The organism is Neobacillus sp. BF23-41, assembly GCF_041106275.1.
The window spans coordinates 1-23,217 of the sequence record NZ_JBGBPR010000013.1; the positions used below are offsets into that span (position 1 = coordinate 1).

Annotated in this window: 24 protein-coding genes and 1 rRNA gene; 2 read left to right on the top strand and 23 right to left on the bottom strand. The window is 39.7% G+C overall.

Annotated elements, in window-relative coordinates; translation table 11 throughout:
• A 16S ribosomal RNA gene (locus tag AB7942_RS18820) occupies positions 1 to 60 on the bottom strand; the annotation flags it as partial.
• A 575-nt stretch (positions 61 to 635) separates the two neighbouring features.
• On the opposite strand from AB7942_RS18820, the gene AB7942_RS18825 reads away from it, so the two are divergent.
• A complete protein-coding gene (locus AB7942_RS18825) occupies positions 636 to 761 on the top strand; it encodes a hypothetical protein (protein ID WP_369448065.1) in 126 nt (41 codons plus the stop codon).
• A gap of 52 nt (positions 762 to 813) precedes the next feature.
• On the opposite strand, the gene AB7942_RS18830 is transcribed toward AB7942_RS18825, so the two are convergent.
• The 6 genes from AB7942_RS18830 to AB7942_RS18855 form a co-directional block, all read right to left on the bottom strand.
• Entirely contained in the window at positions 814 to 1,584 is a 771-nt protein-coding gene (locus AB7942_RS18830; RefSeq protein WP_369448066.1) for a class I SAM-dependent methyltransferase, read from the bottom strand.
• Between the two features lie 108 nt (positions 1,585 to 1,692).
• Positions 1,693 to 2,445 carry an exodeoxyribonuclease III gene (locus tag AB7942_RS18835; protein WP_369448067.1) on the bottom strand — a complete coding sequence of 251 codons (753 nt, stop codon included), beginning with the start codon at positions 2,443 to 2,445 and terminating at the stop codon, positions 1,693 to 1,695.
• Positions 2,446 to 2,591: 146 nt separating this feature from the next.
• Entirely contained in the window at positions 2,592 to 3,392 is an 801-nt protein-coding gene (locus AB7942_RS18840; RefSeq protein ID WP_369448068.1) for a divergent polysaccharide deacetylase family protein, read from the bottom strand.
• A 95-nt stretch (positions 3,393 to 3,487) separates the two neighbouring features.
• Positions 3,488 to 3,928 (bottom strand): peptidylprolyl isomerase, encoded by a 441-nt coding sequence (locus AB7942_RS18845; protein ID WP_088088526.1) that lies wholly within the window; start codon positions 3,926 to 3,928, stop codon positions 3,488 to 3,490.
• Positions 3,929 to 4,171: 243 nt separating this feature from the next.
• Positions 4,172 to 4,624, bottom strand: coding sequence for a CBO0543 family protein (locus tag AB7942_RS18850; protein WP_369448069.1), 453 nt, complete (start codon positions 4,622 to 4,624; stop codon positions 4,172 to 4,174).
• A complete protein-coding gene (locus tag AB7942_RS18855) occupies positions 4,551 to 5,612 on the bottom strand; it encodes a DUF2515 domain-containing protein (protein WP_369448070.1) in 1,062 nt (353 codons plus the stop codon). Before AB7942_RS18855 ends, AB7942_RS18850 begins: the two co-directional genes overlap by 74 nt.
• 150 nt (positions 5,613 to 5,762) lie before the next feature.
• On the opposite strand from AB7942_RS18855, the gene AB7942_RS18860 reads away from it, so the two are divergent.
• The gene (locus tag AB7942_RS18860) at positions 5,763 to 7,628 is read left to right on the top strand and encodes a terpene cyclase/mutase family protein (protein ID WP_369448071.1); all 1,866 of its coding nucleotides are present in this window, start codon (positions 5,763 to 5,765) and stop codon (positions 7,626 to 7,628) included.
• Positions 7,629 to 7,673: 45 nt separating this feature from the next.
• Here the strand turns inward: AB7942_RS18860 and AB7942_RS18865 are convergent, their stop codons facing one another.
• The 16 genes from AB7942_RS18865 to AB7942_RS18940 form a co-directional block, all read right to left on the bottom strand.
• Positions 7,674 to 8,180, bottom strand: coding sequence for a mismatch-specific DNA-glycosylase (locus tag AB7942_RS18865; protein WP_369448072.1), 507 nt, complete (start codon positions 8,178 to 8,180; stop codon positions 7,674 to 7,676).
• 72 nt (positions 8,181 to 8,252) lie between these two features.
• Entirely contained in the window at positions 8,253 to 8,828 is a 576-nt protein-coding gene (locus tag AB7942_RS18870) for a YitT family protein (RefSeq protein ID WP_369448073.1), read from the bottom strand.
• Between the two features lie 122 nt (positions 8,829 to 8,950).
• Positions 8,951 to 10,276 carry a Na+/H+ antiporter NhaC family protein gene (locus AB7942_RS18875; protein ID WP_369448074.1) on the bottom strand — a complete coding sequence of 442 codons (1,326 nt, stop codon included), beginning with the start codon at positions 10,274 to 10,276 and terminating at the stop codon, positions 8,951 to 8,953.
• A 114-nt stretch (positions 10,277 to 10,390) separates the two neighbouring features.
• Positions 10,391 to 10,822, bottom strand: a complete 432-nt coding sequence (locus AB7942_RS18880) for a cell wall hydrolase (RefSeq protein ID WP_369448075.1) — start codon at positions 10,820 to 10,822, stop codon at positions 10,391 to 10,393.
• Positions 10,823 to 10,988: 166 nt separating this feature from the next.
• On the bottom strand, positions 10,989 to 11,402 hold the full coding sequence (locus AB7942_RS18885; RefSeq protein ID WP_369448076.1) for a hypothetical protein: 414 nt from the start codon (positions 11,400 to 11,402) through the stop codon (positions 10,989 to 10,991).
• Between the two features lie 27 nt (positions 11,403 to 11,429).
• Positions 11,430 to 12,317, bottom strand: a complete 888-nt coding sequence (locus AB7942_RS18890) for a peptidylprolyl isomerase (protein WP_369448077.1) — start codon at positions 12,315 to 12,317, stop codon at positions 11,430 to 11,432.
• Between the two features lie 21 nt (positions 12,318 to 12,338).
• Positions 12,339 to 13,778 carry a S1C family serine protease gene (locus AB7942_RS18895; RefSeq protein ID WP_369448078.1) on the bottom strand — a complete coding sequence of 480 codons (1,440 nt, stop codon included), beginning with the start codon at positions 13,776 to 13,778 and terminating at the stop codon, positions 12,339 to 12,341.
• 166 nt (positions 13,779 to 13,944) lie between these two features.
• Entirely contained in the window at positions 13,945 to 15,351 is a 1,407-nt protein-coding gene (locus tag AB7942_RS18900) for an ATP-binding protein (RefSeq protein WP_369448180.1), read from the bottom strand.
• Positions 15,341 to 16,042: a winged helix-turn-helix domain-containing protein gene (locus AB7942_RS18905; RefSeq protein ID WP_335401565.1), complete on the bottom strand. Its 702-nt coding sequence runs from the start codon at positions 16,040 to 16,042 to the stop codon at positions 15,341 to 15,343. The genes AB7942_RS18900 and AB7942_RS18905 overlap by 11 nt, the downstream gene beginning before the upstream one ends.
• 185 nt (positions 16,043 to 16,227) lie before the next feature.
• Positions 16,228 to 17,202: a quinone oxidoreductase family protein gene (locus AB7942_RS18910; protein WP_369448079.1), complete on the bottom strand. Its 975-nt coding sequence runs from the start codon at positions 17,200 to 17,202 to the stop codon at positions 16,228 to 16,230.
• Between the two features lie 12 nt (positions 17,203 to 17,214).
• On the bottom strand, positions 17,215 to 17,994 hold the full coding sequence (locus tag AB7942_RS18915) for an enoyl-CoA hydratase/isomerase family protein (protein ID WP_369448080.1): 780 nt from the start codon (positions 17,992 to 17,994) through the stop codon (positions 17,215 to 17,217).
• A gap of 128 nt (positions 17,995 to 18,122) precedes the next feature.
• On the bottom strand, positions 18,123 to 18,860 hold the full coding sequence (locus tag AB7942_RS18920) for a 2-phosphosulfolactate phosphatase (protein WP_335713414.1): 738 nt from the start codon (positions 18,858 to 18,860) through the stop codon (positions 18,123 to 18,125).
• A gap of 17 nt (positions 18,861 to 18,877) precedes the next feature.
• Positions 18,878 to 19,954: a phosphotransferase family protein gene (locus AB7942_RS18925; protein WP_369448081.1), complete on the bottom strand. Its 1,077-nt coding sequence runs from the start codon at positions 19,952 to 19,954 to the stop codon at positions 18,878 to 18,880.
• A gap of 107 nt (positions 19,955 to 20,061) precedes the next feature.
• Positions 20,062 to 20,628: a TetR/AcrR family transcriptional regulator gene (locus tag AB7942_RS18930; RefSeq protein ID WP_369448082.1), complete on the bottom strand. Its 567-nt coding sequence runs from the start codon at positions 20,626 to 20,628 to the stop codon at positions 20,062 to 20,064.
• Positions 20,629 to 20,759: 131 nt separating this feature from the next.
• Positions 20,760 to 22,373 (bottom strand): long-chain-fatty-acid--CoA ligase, encoded by a 1,614-nt coding sequence (locus tag AB7942_RS18935; protein WP_369448083.1) that lies wholly within the window; start codon positions 22,371 to 22,373, stop codon positions 20,760 to 20,762.
• Positions 22,374 to 22,437: 64 nt separating this feature from the next.
• Positions 22,438 to 23,190 carry an SDR family NAD(P)-dependent oxidoreductase gene (locus AB7942_RS18940; RefSeq protein ID WP_369448084.1) on the bottom strand — a complete coding sequence of 251 codons (753 nt, stop codon included), beginning with the start codon at positions 23,188 to 23,190 and terminating at the stop codon, positions 22,438 to 22,440.
• Positions 23,191 to 23,217: the final 27 nt, after the last annotated feature.

The following is a 23,217-nucleotide window of genomic DNA, read 5'->3' on the forward strand; positions in this document are numbered from 1 at the left end:
TTGCATGTATTAGGCACGCCGCCAGCGTTCGTCCTGAGCCAGGATCAAACTCTCCAAGAAAGTTGATTAGCTCATTTGTTACGTTGGCTTAGTTTCTTAATTGAAACTAAAATTTTTGTTTGTTTGCACGATTTTGTTTGTTTAGTTTTCAAAGAACAAATCTATTATTCTTGTTTGTCATCCAATCAAGTGATTAGCGACTTTTATTATTCTAGCATATCACTTTTTTAATGTCAACTTCATTCGAAATAATTTCTTACATCTCTTAAACTAGTTATTCCGTAGCAGCGACAATGAATATTGTACTACCCCATCACTAATTCGTCAACCATTTCTTTTCGATTTTTTATAAAAAGGCTGTGTTAGACTTGGCTGTTGATTTCCGCTTCAGGCGCTTCGCTTTCCGCGGGCGGTCCGGGGAGCCTCCTCGGCCCCGTCCTCCCGCAGGAGTCTTCGCGCCTTCCGCTCCAATCAACATGTGCCAAAATCAACAATGATCTTTAACATAGCCTATAAATTATATAGCACTTTGTAATGGGAAAATCAGAAAAGATTATTAAATAGGTTTAGATAAGAATTAATAGGAAAAAATACTTTTAGTATTCCGTTCTTATCATAAAGGAGATGACTATAAATTGAGTATAAAAAAAGACGATGAAAGTGGATTGGTTACTCCTGTGGAACAAGAGCAAAATCAATCGGTTTTGGATGAGAAATTGCCTGAATTTGATGTGATTGGAACTGCACTTAACGATGTTTAATTCGAAAACCCTTTGCAAAAAGAGAAATCCTCTTTTAATGCAAAGGGTTTTTTCACCATTTAATCGCCCTTAATATGACGGCTTCCCCGACGAAAGAGATAATTTGATTATCTTTTATGATAATTTTAAATTTCTCTTTTACTTTCGGGGATGCACTCAGAATGAATTGAGTTAATTTATCCTTTTCATCTTCAGGTAAGTTCATGCGATTACACCATGGTTCGTAATGAAAGGTTTTTTCAAAGCGGTGCCATTCAAAAATTTCAAAACCGGAAATTTCAAGCATCCGGAGCCATTCACTCTTCTTCCAGGCCCGGAAATGACTGTAATCCCGCCATTTTTCGATGGTATTATAAAATAGATCATAGTCCTCTTCTTCTGGAACGACATTATCATCAAGTAAAAACTGACCTGATGGCTTGAGAACGCGGTGGACTTCATCCACAAACTTATTTACATTTGGAAAATGATGTGGAGCAATCCGGCAAGTTACAATATCAAATACTCCCTCAGAAAAGGGAAGAACTTCTGCATCCCCTATTATAAACTCGACATTTTGATGTCCATTACCTATGATATATTTTTGAGCTGCGGCTAACATTTCTGGTGTCAAATCTACTGCCGTTACTTTTTTTACACCAGATGCAAAAGCATTGGCAGTATGACCACCGCCTGTGGCAACATCCAATAATTCTTCTTCACCGGTCGTCATCGCCATTTCTAAAAGCTTTTGTAAGTCATTGCCATCTTTGTGGATAGCACTACTAACATAGGAATCTGCACTTTTTCCAAACTGTTGTTGTACATCCTTTTTGATATCCATGTCATTTCTCCCCTCCGTGACTTCTATTTAATAACAATAAAGCAGTTACTTCATAAAGAAAATGACAGGTATTTTATGTTTTACAATAAGAAGAACTAATTGAATTTATCAATCCATTTCAAGAATTACCGGGCAGTGGTCACTCCCCATCACATTGCAATGAATATCCACATTCTTGAGGCGTTCCCGCAATCTTTCGGAAACAATAAAGTAATCAATCCGCCAGCCAATATTTTTTTCCCTGACTTTCGCCATGTAGGACCACCAGGTATAAGCACCTTCCTGCTCCGGATTAAAATGACGGTAGCTGTCAACAAAGCCTTCAGCAAGTAGAGAGGTCATTTTCCCCCGTTCTTCTTCCGTAAACCCGGAATTCCCATTATTGGATTTTGGATTTCGCAGGTCAATTTCCTGATGGGCGACATTCAAATCCCCGCATAAGACGACGGGTTTCAGTTCATCTAATTCTTTCAAGTGCTGAAGAATACGATCCTCCCAGTCCAAACGGTAGTTGATTCTCGCTAAATCTCTTTGTGAATTAGGGGTATAGACATTAACTAAGAAAAAATCGTCAAACTCTAATGTAAGAATTCTTCCTTCCCCTTCAGTCTCATCAGCTCCTACCCCATATCGAACAGAAAGCGGTTTGTTCTTAGTAAACACTGCTGTACCGGAGTAGCCTTTCTTAATTGCATAATTCCAATATTGGTGATACCCAGCCAATTCAAGACTAATTTGCCCTTCTTGCAGCTTTGTTTCCTGCACACAAAAAATGTCTGCATCCACTTCATTAAAATAATCCAAAAAACCTTTTTTAACGCATGCCCTAAGGCCATTGACATTCCAAGATACTAGTTTCATGTGAACGATTCCTTCTCCCTTGCTAACTGGTTATTTATTAGTGTTTGATAGGAGACATTTTATCAGTTAAGGAGGATTTGGGAAAGAAATTTGAAAAACCCCTCATAAGATGGATTATTAGTCCGACTTATGCGAGGTCACTTCACTCAGTTGCCTTTTTTATATGGTATAAAATACTTTTCAGGTAATTTGCCGGAAAACAGCTTGGAAACAGAGACTATTTTTATTTTTCGTTTATTAAATTCGTCCATCGACTGAAAGACACCAATCGAACATACTTTTCCGGTTATACCTACATGCCCAATAGCAATACCTGTACCTTTTATTTCAGTAACCTTCGCTAGTCTAATCATTTGTTTTCGAACATGCGCTGAGGAGGATATGTCGTCTAGAAATACATCTCTTTTAAGGATGGGTACACCAAGCTCTTTGGCTATTTCGGGAAATTTCGTATTTGGACTAGTGGCACTATCGATAATAAATAATCTTCTTTCCTTAGCAACCTCAACAATTGCACGAACTATTTCTTTATTTTCAACCGCAAGTGAGCCCATATGGTTATTGATGCCTACAGCATATGGAACATCTTTTATCGCATCCTCTACAATTTGTCTTACTTCGGCTGGTGAAAGGTCATTCGTAATTGGCCTTGGCCCAAGCCAAGATCTTTTTCCTCTTTTCGGTTCCATGGATAAATGAATCATTACTTCGATGCCATATTTATGGGCCCATTCCGCATGTTCTGTCGAGTTTTCCGTAAACGGCATGACTGCAGCAGTAATCGGAATTTCTCCTTCAAGGAAGTCACGCACTCCACCTGTTCCACCGCCGAAATCATCAATGATAATCGCAGCCTTTAGTTCTTTGGGTTCATTTTTTTCGGCCGATGTCGATTGTTGAAATGAAAATACCATGAATGGAATAAGCATATAAATAAACTTTTTCATAAATGACCCCCAACTTTGATCTTAGAGGTTAATTTGCCCTAAGTGATTATAAATTAGACAAAAAAAAGAGAGCTGCAAGAGCCCTCCTGAGTTATCTATTCTTGATCATATACCTTTACTTCTACCATTTTATCACCATTGCGCATGGATTTTGCAGTTTCAAGCCCAGAAGTCACTTGTCCAAACACGGTATGAACACCGTTTAGATGCGGCTGTGATTCGTGAACGATAAAGAATTGGCTTCCTCCAGTGTTTTTGCCTGCATGTGCCATGGATAATGCACCAGGTACATGTTTGTGAGGATTCCCTTCTGTTTCACATTTAATTGTGTAACCAGGTCCACCAGTTCCACGTCCTTCAGGACAGCCTCCTTGACTTACAAATCCAGGAATAACTCGGTGGAATGTTAATCCATTGTAAAACCCTTTGTTTACTAATGATTCAAAATTCTCAACTGTCCCTGGTGCTGCTTCCGGATATAAATCAAATTCAATTTTTTCTCCGTTTTCCATCAAAAAATGACCTTTTTTCGCCATTGAAAACACTCCTTTATGTAAAAATCATTTTTATCATACACTTTTCAAAAAAGAAATGAAAGTTTGAAACACCAAATTTCTTCCTTTCAGTAATATTTCTCCTATGGTTGTGGTAATATAATAGTACCCCTTCCGAACATTCGCTTGTTGCGGGACACTTAACCACTGTACGGACGGAAGGGGCAAGGTGTAACAATCTGTTACATCACGAAAGCCGAGACGAAAGTCTCGGCTTTTTGTATGTTAGCCTTTTCGTATAGCCATCCAAGTGTAGAAAGAATAAATAATCGTTAAAAATAACAGGTAACCAAAGAACGTGTAGAGATGTGACCAGTTCTCAGTGTGATCAAACCAGCCGAACACTTCCGTTAATTTTTCAAGAATGGGCATCAAAAGACTAATAAAGACGATCAGGCCTAGTTTTCCCCATTTATTCACTTGGTCCATAACCCGAAGAAAGGCGAAAACCAACACCGGGAGCACAACGAGTGTAAATACAATATTAATGGAGAAAATAGTTGGCATCGGCCTCAAGGGGAACCGATATATGTGTTTCCCAACGAAAAAAAGATCTAAATACGTAGCGAGCAAGGAAGCCAAAAATACGGCTGCAAGAGATGGGTTAGTCCAAAATCGATATGGCTTTTTTGGCGATGGCAGCGAGCTCGAGTCGTTCAAGTGTTTTACAGTATTCATTTTTAATCTCCCCGTCAATTTTTTCATTGTCATCCATTAAATAATCCACAACACGTTCATCTTCAAACCAGTCCCCTTCTTCAGCCTCCGTTTGACTTACATTCTTCCAAGCGTATTCAAGGGCTGGACTATAAATTTTCCTTGCTCGCGGCCGGAGCTGACAGGCCTTTAAGCGGGTTTGATAGGCAAAGCCAGGTATTCCCTCGTTGATGCTATTAAAAATATGCGGCCAGTAATCCTTTCTGGAGCCTGAATGAGGATGGGTTTTAGCCCATTCCAAGACTAGTTTTAAACGCTCCTTTTTTTTAAAAAGGACATCATATAATCTTTTTCCAAGTAAAATTCGTTCATTCAATGACTCAAACTGATGAAGTGTTTGCCCAGCAAGGTTTCTTTTTCCATAGGGAAAGAGGATATGGTTAAAAGAAAGCAAGTCCTGGAGAATAAATTCAAATTTATTTAACACTCCTTTTTGAAAAAGTGGATTCTGAACCACTCTTTTTTCCAAATAACTCTGTTCATTTATGATCAACGCAATGGCAAGAATATAGGTTTCTTGATGAAGCCAAAAGTGATTCCAAATCGTTTCCATAAAGGTAGAAATATTTAGATAAGAACTTAAATGAAATAACGGTTTATGTTGCTTTAAGCTTTCCCTATACAACAAAAATTGCGGATAGACGTCTTGGAAAATGAGCCAATTCCCACGCTCTAAAAAAGCAAAAAAAGTTTCTCTTTCTTTTTTCGAGAGTAAACGGGTGAGAAATTCTCCTTTCAGGTCGGTCATATTCCAGCCCCCGTTCCGGGAGACCATATGCCCGAGAAAGGCCCAATGGATTTCAGGGAAGTGAAGGTAAAAGTCAAGGTATGCCTTCGTTCTAGTGACATTATTTAAGTTATGCTCCATTGTCTCAGTCTTTATTTGTTCTAAAAGGCTCGCTTCCCCACTCGTTATTTTTGGCGGCAAACTTGATTGTTTTCCCTTCATTTTTAATTCTTCCCTTATATATTCAAGTGGTGACTTCTCGCGATTTCTCTTAAAAAATATGGCACATTACCTCCTTTGCGTATTCTCCTTCCACCTATGGAATATGTATGAATGAGAATAATTTTCTGGGAGAGGAATGAGTACTTACTTATGAGCAATACAAAAAAAGGCATCGATTGGATTATTAAGAAGCTTCGGAAAGACCAATCTCCCGATGGATCTTGGAATTACCCCTTTGAAACAGGACAGTCAACAGATGCCTATATGATCATTTTATTGCGGACATTGGAATTAAATGATGAAGAATTAATTCAAGGCTTGGTTTCGAGGATCTTTAGTAAACAGGGTGAAAATGGAGTATGGAAGCTTTATTATGATGAAGACGAAGGGAACCTCAGCGCGACCGTGGAAGCTTATTACGCCTTGTTATATTCGGGGTATGTTAAGAAGGATGACAAACGATTGCGGGCTGCGAAAAGATTTATTTTCTCCAAAGGCGGCTTAGAGGAAGTTAGTATCTTTACAAAAGTGATGCTTTCTTTAACCGGTCAATATATATGGCCAGATTTTTCTCCTCTTCGGGTTGAATTCTTACTCTTGCCACACTACTTTCCGATTAATTTCTATTCCTTTTCTGTCTTTGGCAGAGCCAATCTTACTCCGATTATTCTTCTCGCCGACAAAAAGTTTTTTATTAAGACAAAGAAAAGCCCTAATCTTTCAGAACTACATCTACACCGTAATCAGGAAAAACCTTGGTTTCGATCTGCTGAATATCGTTCATTGATGTCATTTATCGAGGAGGGAGTTAAAAGATTAATGGGTCTACCCGAGCAGCTCCATCATCTAGCGATAGAACGGGCCAAAAAATATATGTTGGACCACCTTGAACCAGATGGCACCTTTTACAGTTACTACAGTAGTACCTTTTTAATGATTTTTGCCCTACTCTCCCTAGGATATAAGAAAACGGATCCGGTGATATCAAAGGCCGTGAAAGGTTTGATTGCAATGAAATGCGATATCAACGGGAGCCCCCATATGCAGTACACGACAGCGAATGTCTGGAATACTTCATTGATTGGTTATGCCCTCCAGTCAGCTGGTGTTTTAGCAGACGATCCAATGGTCACGAAGGCCAATCGTTACCTGTTAGACCATCAGCATCATAAATTCGGGGATTGGGTAATTCATAATCCAAAGACAATGCCCGGCGGCTGGGGGTTTTCCGATGTAAATACGATGAATCCGGATGTCGATGATACAACTGCCTCGCTCCGAGCTATTTCAAGAAATGTTCTGCATGAAAGACATGCTTGGGACCGAGGTCTGGATTGGCTTTTATCCATGCAAAATGACGATGGAGGCTGGGCAGCGTTTGAAAAGAACATCGATACAAAATTATTCGAATTCCTCCCACTTGAAAAGGGCGAATTTTTACTAACAGATCCTTCTTGTGCAGACATCACAGGGCGAACCTTAGAATTTTTGGGGAATTACACGAATTTATCAAGAGACCACAATGCGATCAATAAAGGGGTCAACTGGCTTTTGAAAAATCAACTGAAGGATGGTTCTTGGTATGGAAGATGGGGGATTTGTTATTTATACGGAACTTGGGGAGCAATAACTGGTTTATTAGCCGCAGGGGTCCCTACTAGTCATACAGCAATCCAAAAGGCAGTGATTTGGATACAAGGGATTCAAAATGAGGATGGCGGCTGGGGAGAGTCATGCCATAGTGATAGCGAAAAAGCATATGTGCCATTACGAGCAAGTACCTTAACGCACACAGCTTGGGCACTCGATACCCTGCTAACCACTTCAGAAAAACCAACCACACAGATTCGAAAGGGGATTTCCTATTTATTAACGTCACTTGAAAAACAAGATTGGACCACTAATTATCCAAAAGGTCAAGGGATGGCCGGTGGTTTTTACATTCACTATCATAGCTATCGCTACATTTTCCCTCTCATGGCTATGTCACATTATCATAAAAAATTCGAGTCGTAAAAAGAACAAAACATCGACGGCATTAGTTTAATTTCCGTCGATGTTTTATTGTGTTAGGAACGGGACAAGCCCTTTATAGATATCAACAATTTCCTCCATTTTCATTCGAACCAGACCACTTGAAGAAGGAGCAACGAAATCAACCACTCCAGGTACAAATCCGTTGGGCTGCTTCCCCCACTGAATCACTTTTAAACCACTGTATTGCTGGTAAACTCCCTTTCCAACAAAGCAAACTACCTGCGGCATTAACTGTTCGACCTTTTTCTTTAAGATTTCTCTTCCGTCCACGTACTCCTCTTTCGTAATTTCATCCGCTGCCTTTGTCGGCCTTTGAACGATATTTGTAAACCCATATCCTAAATCTAAAAGTTTCGCATCTTCAGTTGCTTCATATTTCCTCGGCGTTATCCCCGCTTCATACAAGATCCTCCAAAAACGATTGTTGGGATTAGCATAATGATGCCCCAGTTCACTTGAGCGAATGCTTGGATTAAAGCCAACAAATAAAACCTTTAAATTTCCCTTGAGATGATCACTGATGGGTTTCATAATAAATCTCCTTATTTACCTATACTTCTTAGATTTACCAATTGTTCCAACATTATGTAATATTTACTTTATTTAGTTCCGCTCAATGGAAATAGTGGTAATCAGACTTGCTAGTAGTCCAACAATCGCTACGATAATCAGCGAATAAAAAAGTTTCACATCCTGAAGGAGAAAGAGGCCGGTAATAATGATAACGGCATCCATCGCAAACATAATGACGCCAACATTCACTTTTGACCATTTGGCAATGATCAGTGCTAGCAGGTCCATACCCCCTGGACTAATATGATTTCTTAGCATTACCCCAACCCCACTCCCAATAATCACTGCTCCTACAATAACACTACTAAGGATGGGTAGATGAAATATTCCATTTAAAGGCATGAATAATTCAATCATAAGACCGGTACAAAGCGCTCCTATTACACCATTGATAAAATAAATGGGGTCAGATTTAAAGGCGAACATATAAACGGGGATATTAAGAAAGATAAACGTGATTCCGGTTTTAAAACCCCAAATATATTTTAACAACAGGCTAATACCTAAAAATCCTCCATTAATTAAATGCAAAGGAAGGATAAACCCGTTAACGCCAATCCCAATCATGGTGCTTCCAAATCCGATTATAGCCAATTTTTTCAGCATGTGATCATCCCTTGTCCAAGTTCTTTACTACCACTAATATGAAAGATAGTGGTACTTCATTCAAAGGGATTCTCTTTTAACCTCAAAAACCGAAAATACGGAGACGCAAAAGACTCCGTTTTTTAAGCAATCGCTGTTCGATTTGGTTTGGATTTTCGGGCTTGTTTTACTAAGGAAACTAATATCGTTAAAATGGGTAAAATCCATAAAAATAGCGCAAATGGCAGATAATCCATGATCGGTATACCAACGATCGTGCTGCACATGATGGCGAGAACACTCCACGGGACCATCCCCGGAAACAGCATCGTCGAATCCCCCATCACTCTAGCTAGCTCTTCTTTTCCATAGTTACTAGACCAATGAGGAAGGAAGGATCTCCCTGTTAGAATAATGGGCAGGGTTTGATTTGCTGCTATTAAAGTGATCAAAAATGTCGCCAAAAGAGTTTTAAGCGTGTCACCAGTCAGAGATCGAGATGATTGTAACCATTTATCTAAATAAGGCTGAATGACATTCATTTCTTCTAAAAGGCCATTATATGCCCCTGCCAAGGCTAAAAATAGGAGCAATTCATACATATGAAGGAATCCTCCCCCAAGCCCATCAATGCCACCCCACAAAGAAAAAAAGAGTTTTGTATATGAAATTCCACCGAATAATGCAATCACCGAAGCTAATAGAATACTAGTTAAGAAAGCATAAATGATACTAAACTGTAAAAGGACAAATACGATTAAGATGATTGGCGGGATTAATTTAATCAATGAAATTTCATGCAAACTTAGTGGTTGGGAATTTGAAGCAGTTGTTTCAGAGATCAGATAGTCAGCCATTCCATAAAAGCAAAAGCATAAAATAATAGCCAAAAGCGTGGTAACAAGCATCGCATTCCATTGTCTTTTCACCGGCAATTCAACCGTATGTGACAAAAGTTGATGTGCACTTGAAAACGGCGAGGTCCGATCGCCTACAAACGCTCCTGAAACCAATGCGCCAGCTACCATTTCAACAGGAAGGTGAAGAACGATTGCCGTCCCAATAATAGGTATACCAATCGCACTCAATGTCCCAACAGTCGTTCCAAGTAGCATCGAAAATACCATTGTGCAAAGAAACGATAAGACAAAAAAATGATTTGGTATGATAAAATGCAAGGCGATTTTCACCATTTGCTGAATGGTACCTGATAAGTACCAAGATGGCAGCAAGAAACTAACCAAGAAAAGAATTAAGATGACAATTCTCGTTTTATTCACACCCAAAATACTAATATGTAGTATTTGTTTTATCGATATATCTTTTTTCTTTGCTAACCAAACAAGAATGAGGTAGCCTGGAAAAAAACCTGCCACAAGTGGGTGATGAAAGATAACTGACCAAACCACCCCTGTCAAAGTAACGATTAGAAGGAGCAACACTTGCTTTAAAGAAAAATTAATATCCATACGAACCCACCCTTTAATTAAGAAACATCTCTTATTATAAGGAAAAATGCCCCTTCCGAAAAGCAATAGCTTGCCACCAAAATAAAAAGAAGCCGCAAATAGACGGCTCCATTGTTACGCAAAGGTATTATAAACACTTTCACACTCTTCTGCAGTCGGTTGATAAAAACAATGCAGTTTAAACCTAGCTACAAAAGGTTGATTATACCAAGTTTGCGGGCAATCTCCCGGTGGCTTAAAATACCAAAGGCTGAATTTTGCCGGCCAATACCTTTCACCGTTAATGACTTTTTGTGCCAAACGTCTTTCTGAAGTCCTAGCTCGTTGATAAAAATATCCTTTTGTCGTCGCTTCAAATGCATGTGGTTGATAAACCATTTGTGGTATTGTTCGAATACCTTTAAAATCAGAACAGTTTGCACGAAGTCTGTTTATTCCTACGTTTCCAACAAGGAGCATTCCTTGAGTGCCTTCCCCTTCAGCTTCGGCTCTAAGTAATCGCGCCAAAAGATTAATATCCGATGAACTTGCCTTCACAACTGCCATCACGTCACCCCCAATTTTGTTGCTTTATATCATATTCCTAAAAGTGGGTTGGTGATTTAGATTATACGAATAACAAGAATTAGCGGAAACCGCAGGGTTGTTTTATTACTTGGTCAAACAACCTGACAATCATTCCGCCAACTTGTACTTTATCTCGCCAACCCGCTTAATGAAGGTACTTTTTACGTGAACCGAGCCTTTTTCGGTAGACAAACTTTCTAAAATCATCCTCCTTTAGATTTCCATCATAGATTAAAAAAAGTAACGATTGATATTCTGAATATCGCTCCATGACGAAAAGGGCAAACTCCTTCCGTTCGCCCTTTTGTTTCAATTTAAACTCTTCCTGGTTAATAATATCTTCAATCTTCTTTTGGTAATATGCTTTCGTATCTTCCCACTTTTCCTTGCGATTCTCCAACACATCTCTGGCATATTCAGGTAATTTCTCAATCACAAGATCAATATAGCCTTCAGACCACATAATCATTTTATCCTTTTCAGGGAGTTCAAAGACCATATTCATCAACTCAAGATCATCCACTGTATCGTTTGCTGCATATTTCCCGACCCGATTCATCTTGCTATTCACCTCTTGATCGTAGGGTTAAACTTCTTCTAATGTATTTTCAATATCATAGCTCTTCTTCTTGTTCTCTAGCCAGGTTGTGTACTCAGAATCGATTTTCTGATCCACTAAAGTTTCTTTAATTTCTTCCTTACTGTCATTATAATTTGCTTCTTTTGCCTTCTTTTTAGCCTCCACTTTAATAATATGATACCCATATTCAGTCTTTACTGGCTTACTTACTTGGTCCACTGCCAGTCCAAAAGCCACATCTTCAAATTCAGTGACCATTGTCCCTTTGGCAAAATATCCAAGGTCACCGCCTGAATCCTTCGTGCTATCATCAGTGGAATAATTTTTGGCTAACTCCGCAAAATCCCCGCCATCGTTGAGCTTTTGTTTGACCTCATTAGCCTTTTTTTCATCGGCAACCAGAATATGACTTGCTTTAATTTGCTCTGCTTCGGCAAACGAATCCTTATTTTCATCAAAAAAGGTTTTCATTTCCTCTTCGGTAATTTCTATTTGAGGCTCCAGTAATTGTTTGATGGTCAAATAATTTTTTAGATCTTGTTTAAGAAAAGCCAAAGTAGTATTGTTGCTTTCAAGCGCCTGTTTAAATGCTTCCTCGCCGCCATAAGAGGCTTTCAGTTTTTCAACCTCTTTATTCAGGATACTGTTAGTAATATTTACTTTTTGTTTTTTAGCCTCAGCAGAAACAATTTTATCGCCAATTATTTTATCAACTGTAGCAGCACCATACTGTTCGACCATTTCACTATAAAGATCGTCTTTGCTAATTGCTTCACCATTAAACTTTGCGACCGTCTCATCCTTCTTTAGGGCGAAACTTAGCGAGATACCCATCGTAATTAATATCACTAGTATGATCAGAACGGTCTTTTTATTTTGCATTAATAAGGACATTTTTCTAGCTACTCCCTCCCCTTATTCCGACAGTTTTACAATTATCGTCATTTGTTTTCCGTCGCGGTAAACACCAAATTTTATTTCAGCGCCTTTGCTAACTTTTGTATATAAATATTTTCTTAAATCTGAAGAACTGGTAATCTCCGTTCCATTCATAGATACAATAATATCCTTTACTTGAAGCCCAGCTTTTGCAGCTGCTGAATTAGGCTCAATGTTTGTCAGCATAACACCTTTTGTTGTGTTATTCGGCATGTTTTGCCAGTACATTTGTGGCACTTGATCAAGATCTGCAAGTCCTACCCCAAGATATGGACGGTCAATTTTACCGCTTTTAATTAATTGATTCACAATTGGAATGAGGTCATTACTAGGAATCGCAAAGCCTAATCCTTCGACACCACTCTCAGAAATTTTCAAACTATTGATCCCAATCACTTGCCCTTGTGGGTTAATTAACGCACCACCACTGTTCCCTGGATTGATCGCTGCATCTGTTTGAATGACATTGGTGTCCCAATTTCCTGCTGATGTTGTGATAGCAATGCTTCTGTTCGTTGCACTGACTATACCTTGCGTGACTGTCCTTGAGAGATCGAGTCCGAGCGGGTTTCCAATCGCATAAACCTGGTCGCCAGGGCGGAGTGTGGATGAATTACCAAAATCAGCAGTTGCCGTCACGTATTTAGCGTCAATTTTCAAGACCGCAAGATCCGTTAAGGCATCTGTGCCAACAACTTCTGCGGTCGCCTTTTCACCGTCAAACAAAGATACTTCAAGTTTCGAGGCCCCTTCTACTACGTGGTTATTGGTGACAATAAACGCCGTGTCATTATTTTTTTGAAAAATAACTCCCGAGCCAGATCCGCTTTCCACACTTTGTGATGAGTTAGGGTTTCCATATAAATTATTCTCTTGTTGTTGATAATTAACGATCCCTACTATGGCTTTTGATACATTTTCAACCGTATCCGCAATCGAATTAGAAGATGCGGCTGTTGGCTGAGCCACCACTGCTTTGACAGATGTTCCTTGTTGTGAACTTATTGCCCCTTGATTCTCCACCTTCGGAAAATGATTTTTTATGTAGTCTGTATGTGGCAGAATCGCTAATGTCAATACAGACCCAATTACCCCAGCGGCAAGTGTGGAGGCAAATCCTCCTACATTCCGTTTTTTCTTATACTTTTGATCCACTTGGCTAGTCGTACGCGTTTGATCCATTTCTAGAGGTAACGTCGCTTCTGTGGTAGGCTCGAATTCGGTTGGTTCTTCTTGTTCCCCATGATTGACAAAATCCTTCGTCTCCACTGTTACAGTCGCATCGACAGCATGCGAATTTTCTTCGGTATGGCTGAAATTGATTGTATCCGCTGCTTGTTCCTCAGCTTTATTTTCAGTCATCTCAGATGAATTAGGTTGATTTTTTTCGAATTCATTTTCATTTTTTAATTCCATCTCACTCAATCTCCTTTAAGGATTTTCTAACTTGTCTTTACTTTAACTGACAAATCTTAAGAAATTATTAACAAACTATAACGGCTTTTGGAAATATCCAAGAAATATAATCGCAACTGCGCAAAAAAGCTCCAGGCATAGGCCCGCAGCTTCTTAATACTCCCTCTTATTTTTGAAGTCGAATCACAAATTTTGTTCCTTGTCCTTCTTCACTGAAAACATTAATTTCTCCATTATGCAGTAGAACCAATTGCTTTACGATTGAAAGACCTAACCCAAATTCACCATAGGGGTTACTGGTTCTGGAAATATCAGCTTTATAGAAACGACGCCAGATGTTTTCGATATCATTCGGTTCAATACCAATTCCCGTGTCTTCCACTTCGATAATGGTTGAGTTCTCCTCTGTTCTTCCACGCAGCCAAATGGTCCCGTTCGTGGTAAATTGAATGCTATTTTTGGTAATATTAATTAATATTTGGATCAGACGGTCATAATCTGCATTAACCATGACTTCCGGTGCCGCGTCAATAACTATCCGATTATTTTTATCCTCTGCTTGAGGCAATAATTGTTCCTGAATAATTTCTAGTAACTCTACGAGCTGAATGTCTTCCCTAAATAACTGAATCTGGTTGGAGCGAATTTTGTCATAATCCAAGTTTTCATTGACCAGGCGAATGAGTCTTTTCGCTTCTTGGCTAACTAAGTTGATTCCACGCTCTTTATCTTCTTCCGGAATCATGTCATTTTTCAAACCTTCGATTACACCACTAATTGTCGTAAGAGGCGTCCGCATTTCATGGGAAACATCTGACAAAAATTGCCTTCGTCTATTTTCCAGACTTTCAATTTCCTCCATCGATGTATTAATTTTATCGACCATATGATTAAAATCGTTTGCTAATTCACCAATTTCATCAAAATTGGACGAAGAAACGTGTACTTGATAATTCCCAGCAGAGACAAGGGAGGTTGCTTCACGTAGACGCTTAATCCGGTTAACATGAATCCTCGATAAAAACCAACTCATTAGAAAGGACACTATAAGAGCAATAAGAATGGTATACAAAATAAACTGATTGACACGTTGAATCATCGCACTTGAGCCGCTAATTGGAGAGGTTAATAAAATGCCGCCAATAAAGTTCCCGTTATCAAGATATGGTAATACAACAAAGGTAACACCTTCTTGACCGAACCTTTTAAAATCGCTATTAACCACAAGGGTACGCCCTTTAGAAATCTTATCCCAATCCTTGTCAGATAACCCTCCAATAGCTGGACCCTGTTTTCCAACGGCGTATAATTTTCCATATTGATCGAACATACTAAAGCTCATTTTTCTGGTCGCTAATACGGAGCTATATCGATTAATGATGGACTCCGTCGCTTGTGGCCTTTGTTCAATCTCTGACATGATAGACTTTCCGTAAGAAATGAGCTCGTTTGCTTTATTCTCATAAACCAGATTTTCAACATAATGGGCAAATAAAAGACTTAACACCAAAAAAGCAACAATAATGATACTGATATGACTAAAAAACTGTTGGTAAATATATCTAAACTTCATCCGCTTTGATTGACTCATCAAACTTATACCCTACCCCCCATACCGTATGGAAGAATGGCTGCAAGCTTGTTTCGACTTTTTTCCTCAGCCGTTTAATATGGACATCAACTGTACGTTCATCACCGTAGTACTGATAGCCCCAAACCCGTTCAAGTAACTGCTCTCTTGAAAACACTTGACGGGGGTGTTCAACCATATAGTAAAGTAAATCAAACTCCTTCGGTGTTAAGTTTGTCACCGGTGTTCCGTCCACAATCACTTCTCTCGTATTTTTACTTACCTTAAAGTGTTCAGTTTGTAGGAAATCGTCACTTTCTTTTGGCACCTGTGTTTGGAAGCGGCGTGTAACTGCCTTAATTCTCGCCATCAATGTCAGCGGACTGAATGGCTTGGTTACATAATCATCAGCTCCCATCTCAAGTCCGAGCACTTGGTCTGACTCACTATCCTTTGCTGTTAACATAATGATTGGAACAGTAAAATTTTCTTGCCGGATTTTACGGCAGATCGTTACTCCATCCATTCCCGGAAGCATCCAATCAATAATGAGAGCATCCCATGTCCCTTCCTTAATGCGGTTATATCCCTCAAGGCCATCATTGACAAACTCTCCATCAATGCCTTCTTTGGCAAAAAACATTTCGATCATTGAGCAAACACTTTTATTATCTTCAATCACTAATATTCTCAAAATTAGATCAGCTCCTCATGCAACCTATATTGTTCTATTTATTTAGTTTATCTCAAATTTTAAGCATATCAACCATAAAAACAATTGTTCTCTACTAATTAATAGTTTGTTCATATTTTATTAATATCTCCACAGAAAAAGAGGCTTGAATCACTTCAAGACCTCTTTCATACATTTATTTAACATTAAGGCACTAAAATTAATTTCCCTTGTGTTTTTCGCGATTGCAGCAGAGTATGGACCTTTGCTGCATCCTCTAATGGGAATACCCCGCCAATGGTCAGCTTTAATTTTCCTGCACCGAGGTATGTAAGTAACTCTACTAAGCTTGGCTGCAGTAATTCTGGTTTCCTCATAATCTGCGGTAAGAAAAAGCCGATAACTGATTGATTTCTAGCCATCAGTGATGACGGATAGAGGCGGCTTTGCTCACCGCTTGCAGCGCCAAACACAACAAGGCGGCCAAATGTGGCGAGACATTTGACGGTTTTATTAAAAACATCCCCGCCCACCATTTCAAGCGCAACATTTACCCCTTTGCCGCCAGTGGCTTCAAGAACCTGCTGTTCCCAGTCTGGCTCTGTATAGTTAATTAGTACGTCTGCGCCCATTTCTTGTGCTAACGCCAATTTTTCAGCTGAACTTGCTGTAGCAATGACCTTTCCTGCCCCAAACAATTTCGCTAGCTGAACTGCAATTGTTCCTACCCCGCCTGCAGCTGCATGCACAAGGACGCTTTCTCCCTTTTCTAAACGACCCATTGTTTTTAAAATATGATAAGCACTTAAGCCTTGCAATGGAAGGGCAACGGCATTTTGGAAATCTAATTGTTCAGGAATCGGAATCAGTGAACGCTCATCTGCTAGCGCATATTCAGCGTAGCCCCCTGATTCGATTAGGGTGACAATTCTTGTACCAGGCTTAACTTTTGTGACTTGATCTCCAACTGCAGCGACCACTCCCGCAATTTCAGCACCAGGAATGAAAGGCAGCGGCGTTTTTACGACATATTGTCCTTCCCTCCGTGCAGTATCCGCGTAGTTAACACCAATCGCTTTTATTTCAATTAGAACTTCATGACCGGTTGGAACCGGTTTTTCAATATCCACTAGATTCAATACTTCTGGTCCACCATATTCTGTTAATCGAACTGCTTTCATCACTTTCATCTCCTATTTCCCTTTAAATGCTGGTTTTCTTTTTTCCTTAAAAGCGGTAATTCCTTCTTTGTGGTCAGCTGTTTGCACCATTAACGTCTGTAACAACCGCTCCTGCTCGAGGATTTCCTCAAGTGTGGATGTAAACGATTGATCAATTAATTTCTTTTGTTTTCCAAACGCTTTGCCAGGACCATGCGCCAATTCTAAGGCAAATTTCGTAGTTTCTTCTTGAAGCTTTTCTAATGGAACTAAATAATTAATCACCCCTAGTTGATAAAGACGCTCTGCAGGGATTGGTTCTGCTGTGAAGAAGAATTGTTTCGCTAAATGCGGACCAATTAATCTCGGAAGTAAATAGGAGCCGCCCCCGTCAGATATTAAACCCACCTGTGAAAAGCTTAGGGCAAATTTACTGTCCTCCGCTGCTACTATAAGATCACAGGCCAGAGCCAAATTAAACCCTGCCCCAGCGGCAAAACCGTGGACAGTGGCGATAATCGGCTTTTCTGTTTCTTTCATCAATAAAATAAGCTCATTGAGCTTGCCGATATGCTCGTACACTTGATTAGAGTCTGCCTGCCCCATTGTTTTGACGTCGCCGCCTGCACTAAAGGAACGACCGGCTCCAGATATAACAATCACCTGTATATCTTCATCCATTTGGGCGTTAGTAAGCGCATCCTTTAGTCCGAAAATCATCTCGGGGCTAAACGCATTTAGGCTTTCTGGACGGTTTAATGTCAAAGACAACACCGGACCTAGTTTTTCAATTAATAAATGTCCTTGGCTCATATTCATCTTCCTTTCAGTTTAGGTTCGTAATCTATTGAAAACCAAAAAGCTTTCGCCCTGCAAATTCCGCTTCCTGCCCCGTTATTAATGCACTTGTTTGTGAAAACCTCATCGATCTCTGAATCCCTTTATATAGAGTAGATTGTTTCGACTACGACTTTTCCATCTTTTAATATAGGTACAATCGATGTTATCCCTTTTGATGAAGCCACCCTTAAGTCAGAATGTTGATTATATTTATCTAGAAGTTTTCCAACATAAGAATCTAGCAGAATCTCGTAGTCGTCCTTTTGACCCCGGTAGAAATATAAGGCCGTTTTCGCTGCATCTGTTAATTCATATTCACTATTTTTCAATAAACAATCTATTAAGTGGCCGGCACCATAAAAATCTTCTAAACTCATTTCCCCGGAATTTCCGGAACAAATAATTAGAATGGTTTGATCCTCACTTACTTTCTGAAGAGAACTAGCAACAGCAGGATTATTGAGCATAGATGCAATGTATACTTTATTCGCCGAAGATGATTTTCTTAACGCCACAGTGCCATTTGTGGTGGATAAAATTAACGTTTTTCCATTAATGGATTCCCTGATTAACGTTGGACTAGGATAAACAAACCCGTCAAGCGGTTTGGCATCTAGTTCTCCAGCCAGAATACATTCATCCTGTTGGTACTGATTTGCAAGTTCGATTGCTTCCTTGCTATGCAAAACTGGAATGACTTCCTTTGCGCCATCCTTTAAGGCTGAAACAATTGTGGTTGTTGCCAGTAGTATATCTAAGACGACCGCGATTTTATTTCCATCTGCAATTTTCTCTTCTCGAATGTCTTCTTTCTTCATCAGAAGATGAATCTTAGTCATTGGCACCCAGCTCCCTTTTAAACCCTTTCATCCGCAACATTCGCTGCATGGAGAATTAAATTTTTTACAAAATAATTAAAATTGGCAAATCGTGTATCAGTGGTTTGCCCTTTTTTATAGCGGTAGTAAATTTGTTGACCAATGACAGCAAGTTTAAAATAAGCAAACGTTAAATAAAAGTTAAAGTTAGAAACATCCCGGCCGCTTTTTTTCGAATAAAGATCGATACATTCATTCCTTGTTAAAAATCCATCATGGACAGCCGTGATCGGCGCCTTACCTAACCCCTTAATCAAAAGTTCAGAGTCATCGCGTTGATTCCAATAACCCATGGCCACCCCAAGATCTGCCAGCGGGTCACCTAATGTGGTCATCTCCCAATCAAACAGGCCAACCATATCGGTTAGATCCTCAGTAAACATGGCATTATTGAATTTATAATCATAATGTATGATCGTCGCTTCGTGTTTTTTGGGTGTCTGTTCTACCAGCCATCGTTTTAATTGTTCAACGACAGCTATTTCCTCCGTTTTCGCCCGTTCATATCGTCCAATCCAGCCATGTACCTGCCTTTCCATAAACCCGTCCGGCTTGCTGATTTCAGCAAGACCCGTCTGTCTGTAGTCGATTGCATGCAATTCTACAAGTTTATTGACCATTACCTCCGAAAGGTGCCGACAGTGATCTTCAGTTACTGTAACTCCATCAGGGAAAAACGTGTCAATTACAAGACCATTCTTTCTTTCCATTAGGAAAAAGGGACTGCCAACGATCGACTCATTATTAGAAAAAAGGATTGGCTTTGGAGCAACTGAAAATAATGGATGCAACTCTGAAAGAATTTTAAATTCCCTTTCCATATCGTGAGCCTTCGGTGCTACAGGTCCTAGAGGTGGGCGTCTTAATACAGCTTCCCAACTGCCCTTTTTTATTTGATAGGTTAAATTAGAATGCCCTGCAGAAAATTGTAAGATTTCAAGCGGACCACCTGGCAATTTTTCGATGTTTTCTTGTAAAAACTTTTCAAGGACAGGAAGGTTCAATTCCTCCCCTTTTCGGACAGGGATTGTATCTTTACTCATTTGGTGTGGCATCAGATTCCACCTTTCAATTCAGAAAATTCAAACAATACTGACCAGTTGGTATTCACTTTGAAAAAAGAGAGGGTAATTTCATAAAAACCCTCTTCCCAATTCTTTCTTCAATTGACTTGGATTCCCTTTAAAATCATTTCGACAAAAATCTCTGCAACTTCCCTGTCAGAGACCCTTCCGTTTGGGTTAAACCATTGGTAGCTCCAATTGGTTATGCCAAGAATTCCCATGGTAATAATCTGCACATCTAACTCAGGCCGGAACTCACCTTTTTCTACTCCTGTCCGAATCAGGACTTCTATATTGAGACGGAATTGATCTCTTTTTTGAACAATTAATTCAATATGCTCTGAACTTAAATTATTAATTTCTCTAAAGAAAATTTTTGCAGCCGCTCCTTGGCTGGAAATATTTGTGATAAGCATATTAACAATCTCAAATAATTTTTCCTTACAAGACTTCGAAGCATCTTTTAATATCTGCTCCTGGTAAAAAAGTAATCCATCTATATATCCGAGGTGGATATCCATCAGCAATTCTTCCTTACTCGAAAAGTAATAGTAGAATGTACCCTTTGTCACACCAAGAGAATCCACAACGTCTTGAATTGACGTCTCGGTGAATCCTTTTTTTTCAAAAAGCCGGATGCTTTGAGCTGTAATTTTTTCCTTCACATTATGTCCTCGCATTCTGTAAAAATGTCTATTGAGAATTATATCATAATCTATAAGACCCCTATAAGCACAAACGAGGATTTCTACTATCTATACTATTTTCGGAAACATCTTCAACTATCTATAAGCTTTTATTTATTTTTCACTTCGTACCTTAAGGCACGACGGAGAATTTTTCCAACATTTGTTTTTGGAAGTTGATCGCGGAATTCGACATTGCGCGGTACTTTATAGGCTGCCAAGTTTTGCTTACAATATTGGATTATTTCTTCTTCTGTTACGGTTTTGCCAGCCTTTTGTACAATGACGGCTTTCACATCTTCTCCTCGATACGGATCGGGAACTCCAATACAGACCGCCTCTTGTACAGCTGGATGTTCGTAAAGGACTTCTTCAATATCACGCGGATAGACATTGAATCCACTGGCAATGATTAAATCTTTTTTGCGATCAATGATGTATAGATAACCATCCTCGTCTACCTTGGCAATATCACCCGTGTATAACCAGCCGTCACGGAGGGTATTTGCTGTTTCTTCCGGCATATTCCAATACCCCTTCATAATCTGTGGTCCCTTAATGATGACTTCCCCTAGTTCACCAACAGGCACTGCTTCAGTCCCTGTTGCTAAATCCACTATTTTGTATTCAGTGGATGGGACGCCAATCCCAACGCTTCCAGGTTTGCGTACTGAAAATGGCGGGTTGCAATGGGTGGTCGGTGAGGCTTCTGATAACCCATAACCTTCTAAGATTTTAGAACTTGTTTTCTTTTCAAAGCTGCGGAGCAGTTCAAGCGGCATTGGCGCGCTTCCGCTGTTACACGTTTTAATACTGTTAATCCCGTATTCTTCGGCACGAGGATGACTTGTAATCGCTACATACATGGTTGGGACACCTGGAAAAACAGTAGGCTGTTCATTTTTGATCGTGTTTAATACTTCCTCTAATTCAAACCGAGGAAGCATGATCGATTCAGAAGCTGTAAAAATCGAAAAATTCATACAAGAACTCATCCCGAAAACATGGAAGAGTGGAATGACCGTTAGAAAACGCTCGTTTCCGATTTCCATTTCTTCTTTAAAGAACTCGTAACACTGAATCACGTTTGCAAGAACATTTCGGTGCGTCAGCATCGCACCTTTCGATCTTCCTGTTGTGCCACCAGTATATTGTAGGACGGCTACATCATGCAGAGGGTCCATTTCAATCGGGAGGACGCTTCCGTTACTTTCCGATAAGAAGCTTTCAAAGCTTCTGTCCGGGGCAAATTCATGTCCTGAAGGCTGGATGCTGACAACAATGATATTCTTTAGGTTGGTAAGTTCTTGAACACTTTTCAGCCTTGGGTAGAGGGCATCGAGGACTACAATGGTTTCCGCTCCGGAGTCCTTCAGTATATACTCAAGCTCTCGTTCGACTGACATTGGATTCACTTGGGTAACAATCGCCCCAGCCGTAAGAATTCCGTAGTAGGAAATAACATATTGAGGACAGTTCGGGAGCATAATCGCAACTCGGTCGCCTTTTTGAACCTGATTTTGCTGCAAAGCAGATGTAAAGTTATGAACTAGCGAGTTTAATTGCTGATAAGAAAATTTCCTTCCATAAAAGGATAGAGCATTATTATTAGGATATTTTTCCGTGGTCTCCTGAAGAATTTGTCCTAAAGTCTTATTTGGAATCGTCACATTTGTTTCGATACTTTCAGGATAATGGGCTAACCAGGCTTTCTTACCACTCATCGATTTTCCTCCCAAAATGCGTTATAAACTCACTAATGATTTTTTACCATTTACTATAGAGCATCTAAAATGCTAAGCCGCCCCCGTCAACAGACAGGGTTGTACCTGTAATAAAAGACGCTTCATCTGAAGCTAAAAATAACACCGCATTTGCAACCTCATCTGGAGTCCCAATTCTTCTTAGTGCATTTGCTAGTGAAATAATTGGCCATTTTCGCTCATCCTGTTTCCAATGATCAATAATTGGCGTGTCAATTACACCTGGTGCAATCGCATTGACCCTGATATTGTATTTCCCATATTCAAGGGATGCATTTTGTGTCAACATGACAACCCCAGCTTTAGATGCATTGTATGCAGACACATATTTCTGTCCTTTTAAGCCGAGCAAACTAGATGTGTTAATAATTGCTCCGCCTCCCGCTTTAATAAATTCAGGTACTGCGTATTTTATTCCAAGGAAAACACCTTTTAAATTAATGTCAATTACCCGATCCCATTCTTCTTCAGATAAATCAACACTACGTACTTCGGAATTACCGACACCAGCATTGTTGAACAAGATATGTAAAGCGCCAAATGTGCTGGTGGTGGTGTTAATTAATGCCTTTATTTGTTTAGAATCGGTTACATCTGTTTTGACAAATATTGCTTCACCGCCCTCTTCTTTTATTAAACGAACTGTTTCTTCCCCAATTGCGGAATCGATATCTGCTACGGCAACCCTTGCTCCTTCTTTTGCAAAGCGGAGCGCGGTGGAGCGGCCAATACCGCCCCCTCCGCCCGTAATTATTGCTGTTTTCCCTAGTAATCTCATAGTTCTCAGCCTCTTCAAGTTTAAATT

Excerpts from the sequence above, each read along its gene's own strand:
- AB7942_RS18850 (WP_369448069.1), bottom strand. The coding sequence starts at position 4,624 with ATGAATACTGTAAAACACTTGAACGACTCGAGCTCGCTGCCATCGCCA.
- AB7942_RS18900 (WP_369448180.1), bottom strand. The coding sequence starts at position 15,351 with ATGAAGTTTAGATATATTTACCAACAGTTTTTTAGTCATATCAGTATC.
- AB7942_RS18875 (WP_369448074.1), bottom strand. The coding sequence starts at position 10,276 with ATGGATATTAATTTTTCTTTAAAGCAAGTGTTGCTCCTTCTAATCGTT.
- AB7942_RS18895 (WP_369448078.1), bottom strand. The coding sequence starts at position 13,778 with ATGGAATTAAAAAATGAAAATGAATTCGAAAAAAATCAACCTAATTCA.
- AB7942_RS18865 (WP_369448072.1), bottom strand. The coding sequence starts at position 8,180 with ATGAAACCCATCAGTGATCATCTCAAGGGAAATTTAAAGGTTTTATTT.
- AB7942_RS18840 (WP_369448068.1), bottom strand. The coding sequence starts at position 3,392 with ATGAAAAAGTTTATTTATATGCTTATTCCATTCATGGTATTTTCATTT.
- AB7942_RS18830 (WP_369448066.1), bottom strand. The coding sequence starts at position 1,584 with ATGGATATCAAAAAGGATGTACAACAACAGTTTGGAAAAAGTGCAGAT.
- AB7942_RS18860 (WP_369448071.1), top strand. The coding sequence starts at position 5,763 with ATGAGCAATACAAAAAAAGGCATCGATTGGATTATTAAGAAGCTTCGG.
- AB7942_RS18890 (WP_369448077.1), bottom strand. The coding sequence starts at position 12,317 with ATGTCCTTATTAATGCAAAATAAAAAGACCGTTCTGATCATACTAGTG.
- AB7942_RS18845 (WP_088088526.1), bottom strand. The coding sequence starts at position 3,928 with ATGGCGAAAAAAGGTCATTTTTTGATGGAAAACGGAGAAAAAATTGAA.
- AB7942_RS18855 (WP_369448070.1), bottom strand. The coding sequence starts at position 5,612 with ATGAAGGGAAAACAATCAAGTTTGCCGCCAAAAATAACGAGTGGGGAA.
- AB7942_RS18835 (WP_369448067.1), bottom strand. The coding sequence starts at position 2,445 with ATGAAACTAGTATCTTGGAATGTCAATGGCCTTAGGGCATGCGTTAAA.
- AB7942_RS18870 (WP_369448073.1), bottom strand. The coding sequence starts at position 8,828 with ATGCTGAAAAAATTGGCTATAATCGGATTTGGAAGCACCATGATTGGG.
- AB7942_RS18880 (WP_369448075.1), bottom strand. The coding sequence starts at position 10,822 with ATGGCAGTTGTGAAGGCAAGTTCATCGGATATTAATCTTTTGGCGCGA.
- AB7942_RS18915 (WP_369448080.1), bottom strand. The coding sequence starts at position 17,994 with ATGAGCCAAGGACATTTATTAATTGAAAAACTAGGTCCGGTGTTGTCT.
- AB7942_RS18910 (WP_369448079.1), bottom strand. The coding sequence starts at position 17,202 with ATGAAAGCAGTTCGATTAACAGAATATGGTGGACCAGAAGTATTGAAT.
- AB7942_RS18935 (WP_369448083.1), bottom strand. The coding sequence starts at position 22,373 with ATGAGTGGTAAGAAAGCCTGGTTAGCCCATTATCCTGAAAGTATCGAA.
- AB7942_RS18885 (WP_369448076.1), bottom strand. The coding sequence starts at position 11,402 with ATGAATCGGGTCGGGAAATATGCAGCAAACGATACAGTGGATGATCTT.
- AB7942_RS18940 (WP_369448084.1), bottom strand. The coding sequence starts at position 23,190 with ATGAGATTACTAGGGAAAACAGCAATAATTACGGGCGGAGGGGGCGGT.
- AB7942_RS18925 (WP_369448081.1), bottom strand. The coding sequence starts at position 19,954 with ATGCCACACCAAATGAGTAAAGATACAATCCCTGTCCGAAAAGGGGAG.
- AB7942_RS18920 (WP_335713414.1), bottom strand. The coding sequence starts at position 18,860 with ATGACTAAGATTCATCTTCTGATGAAGAAAGAAGACATTCGAGAAGAG.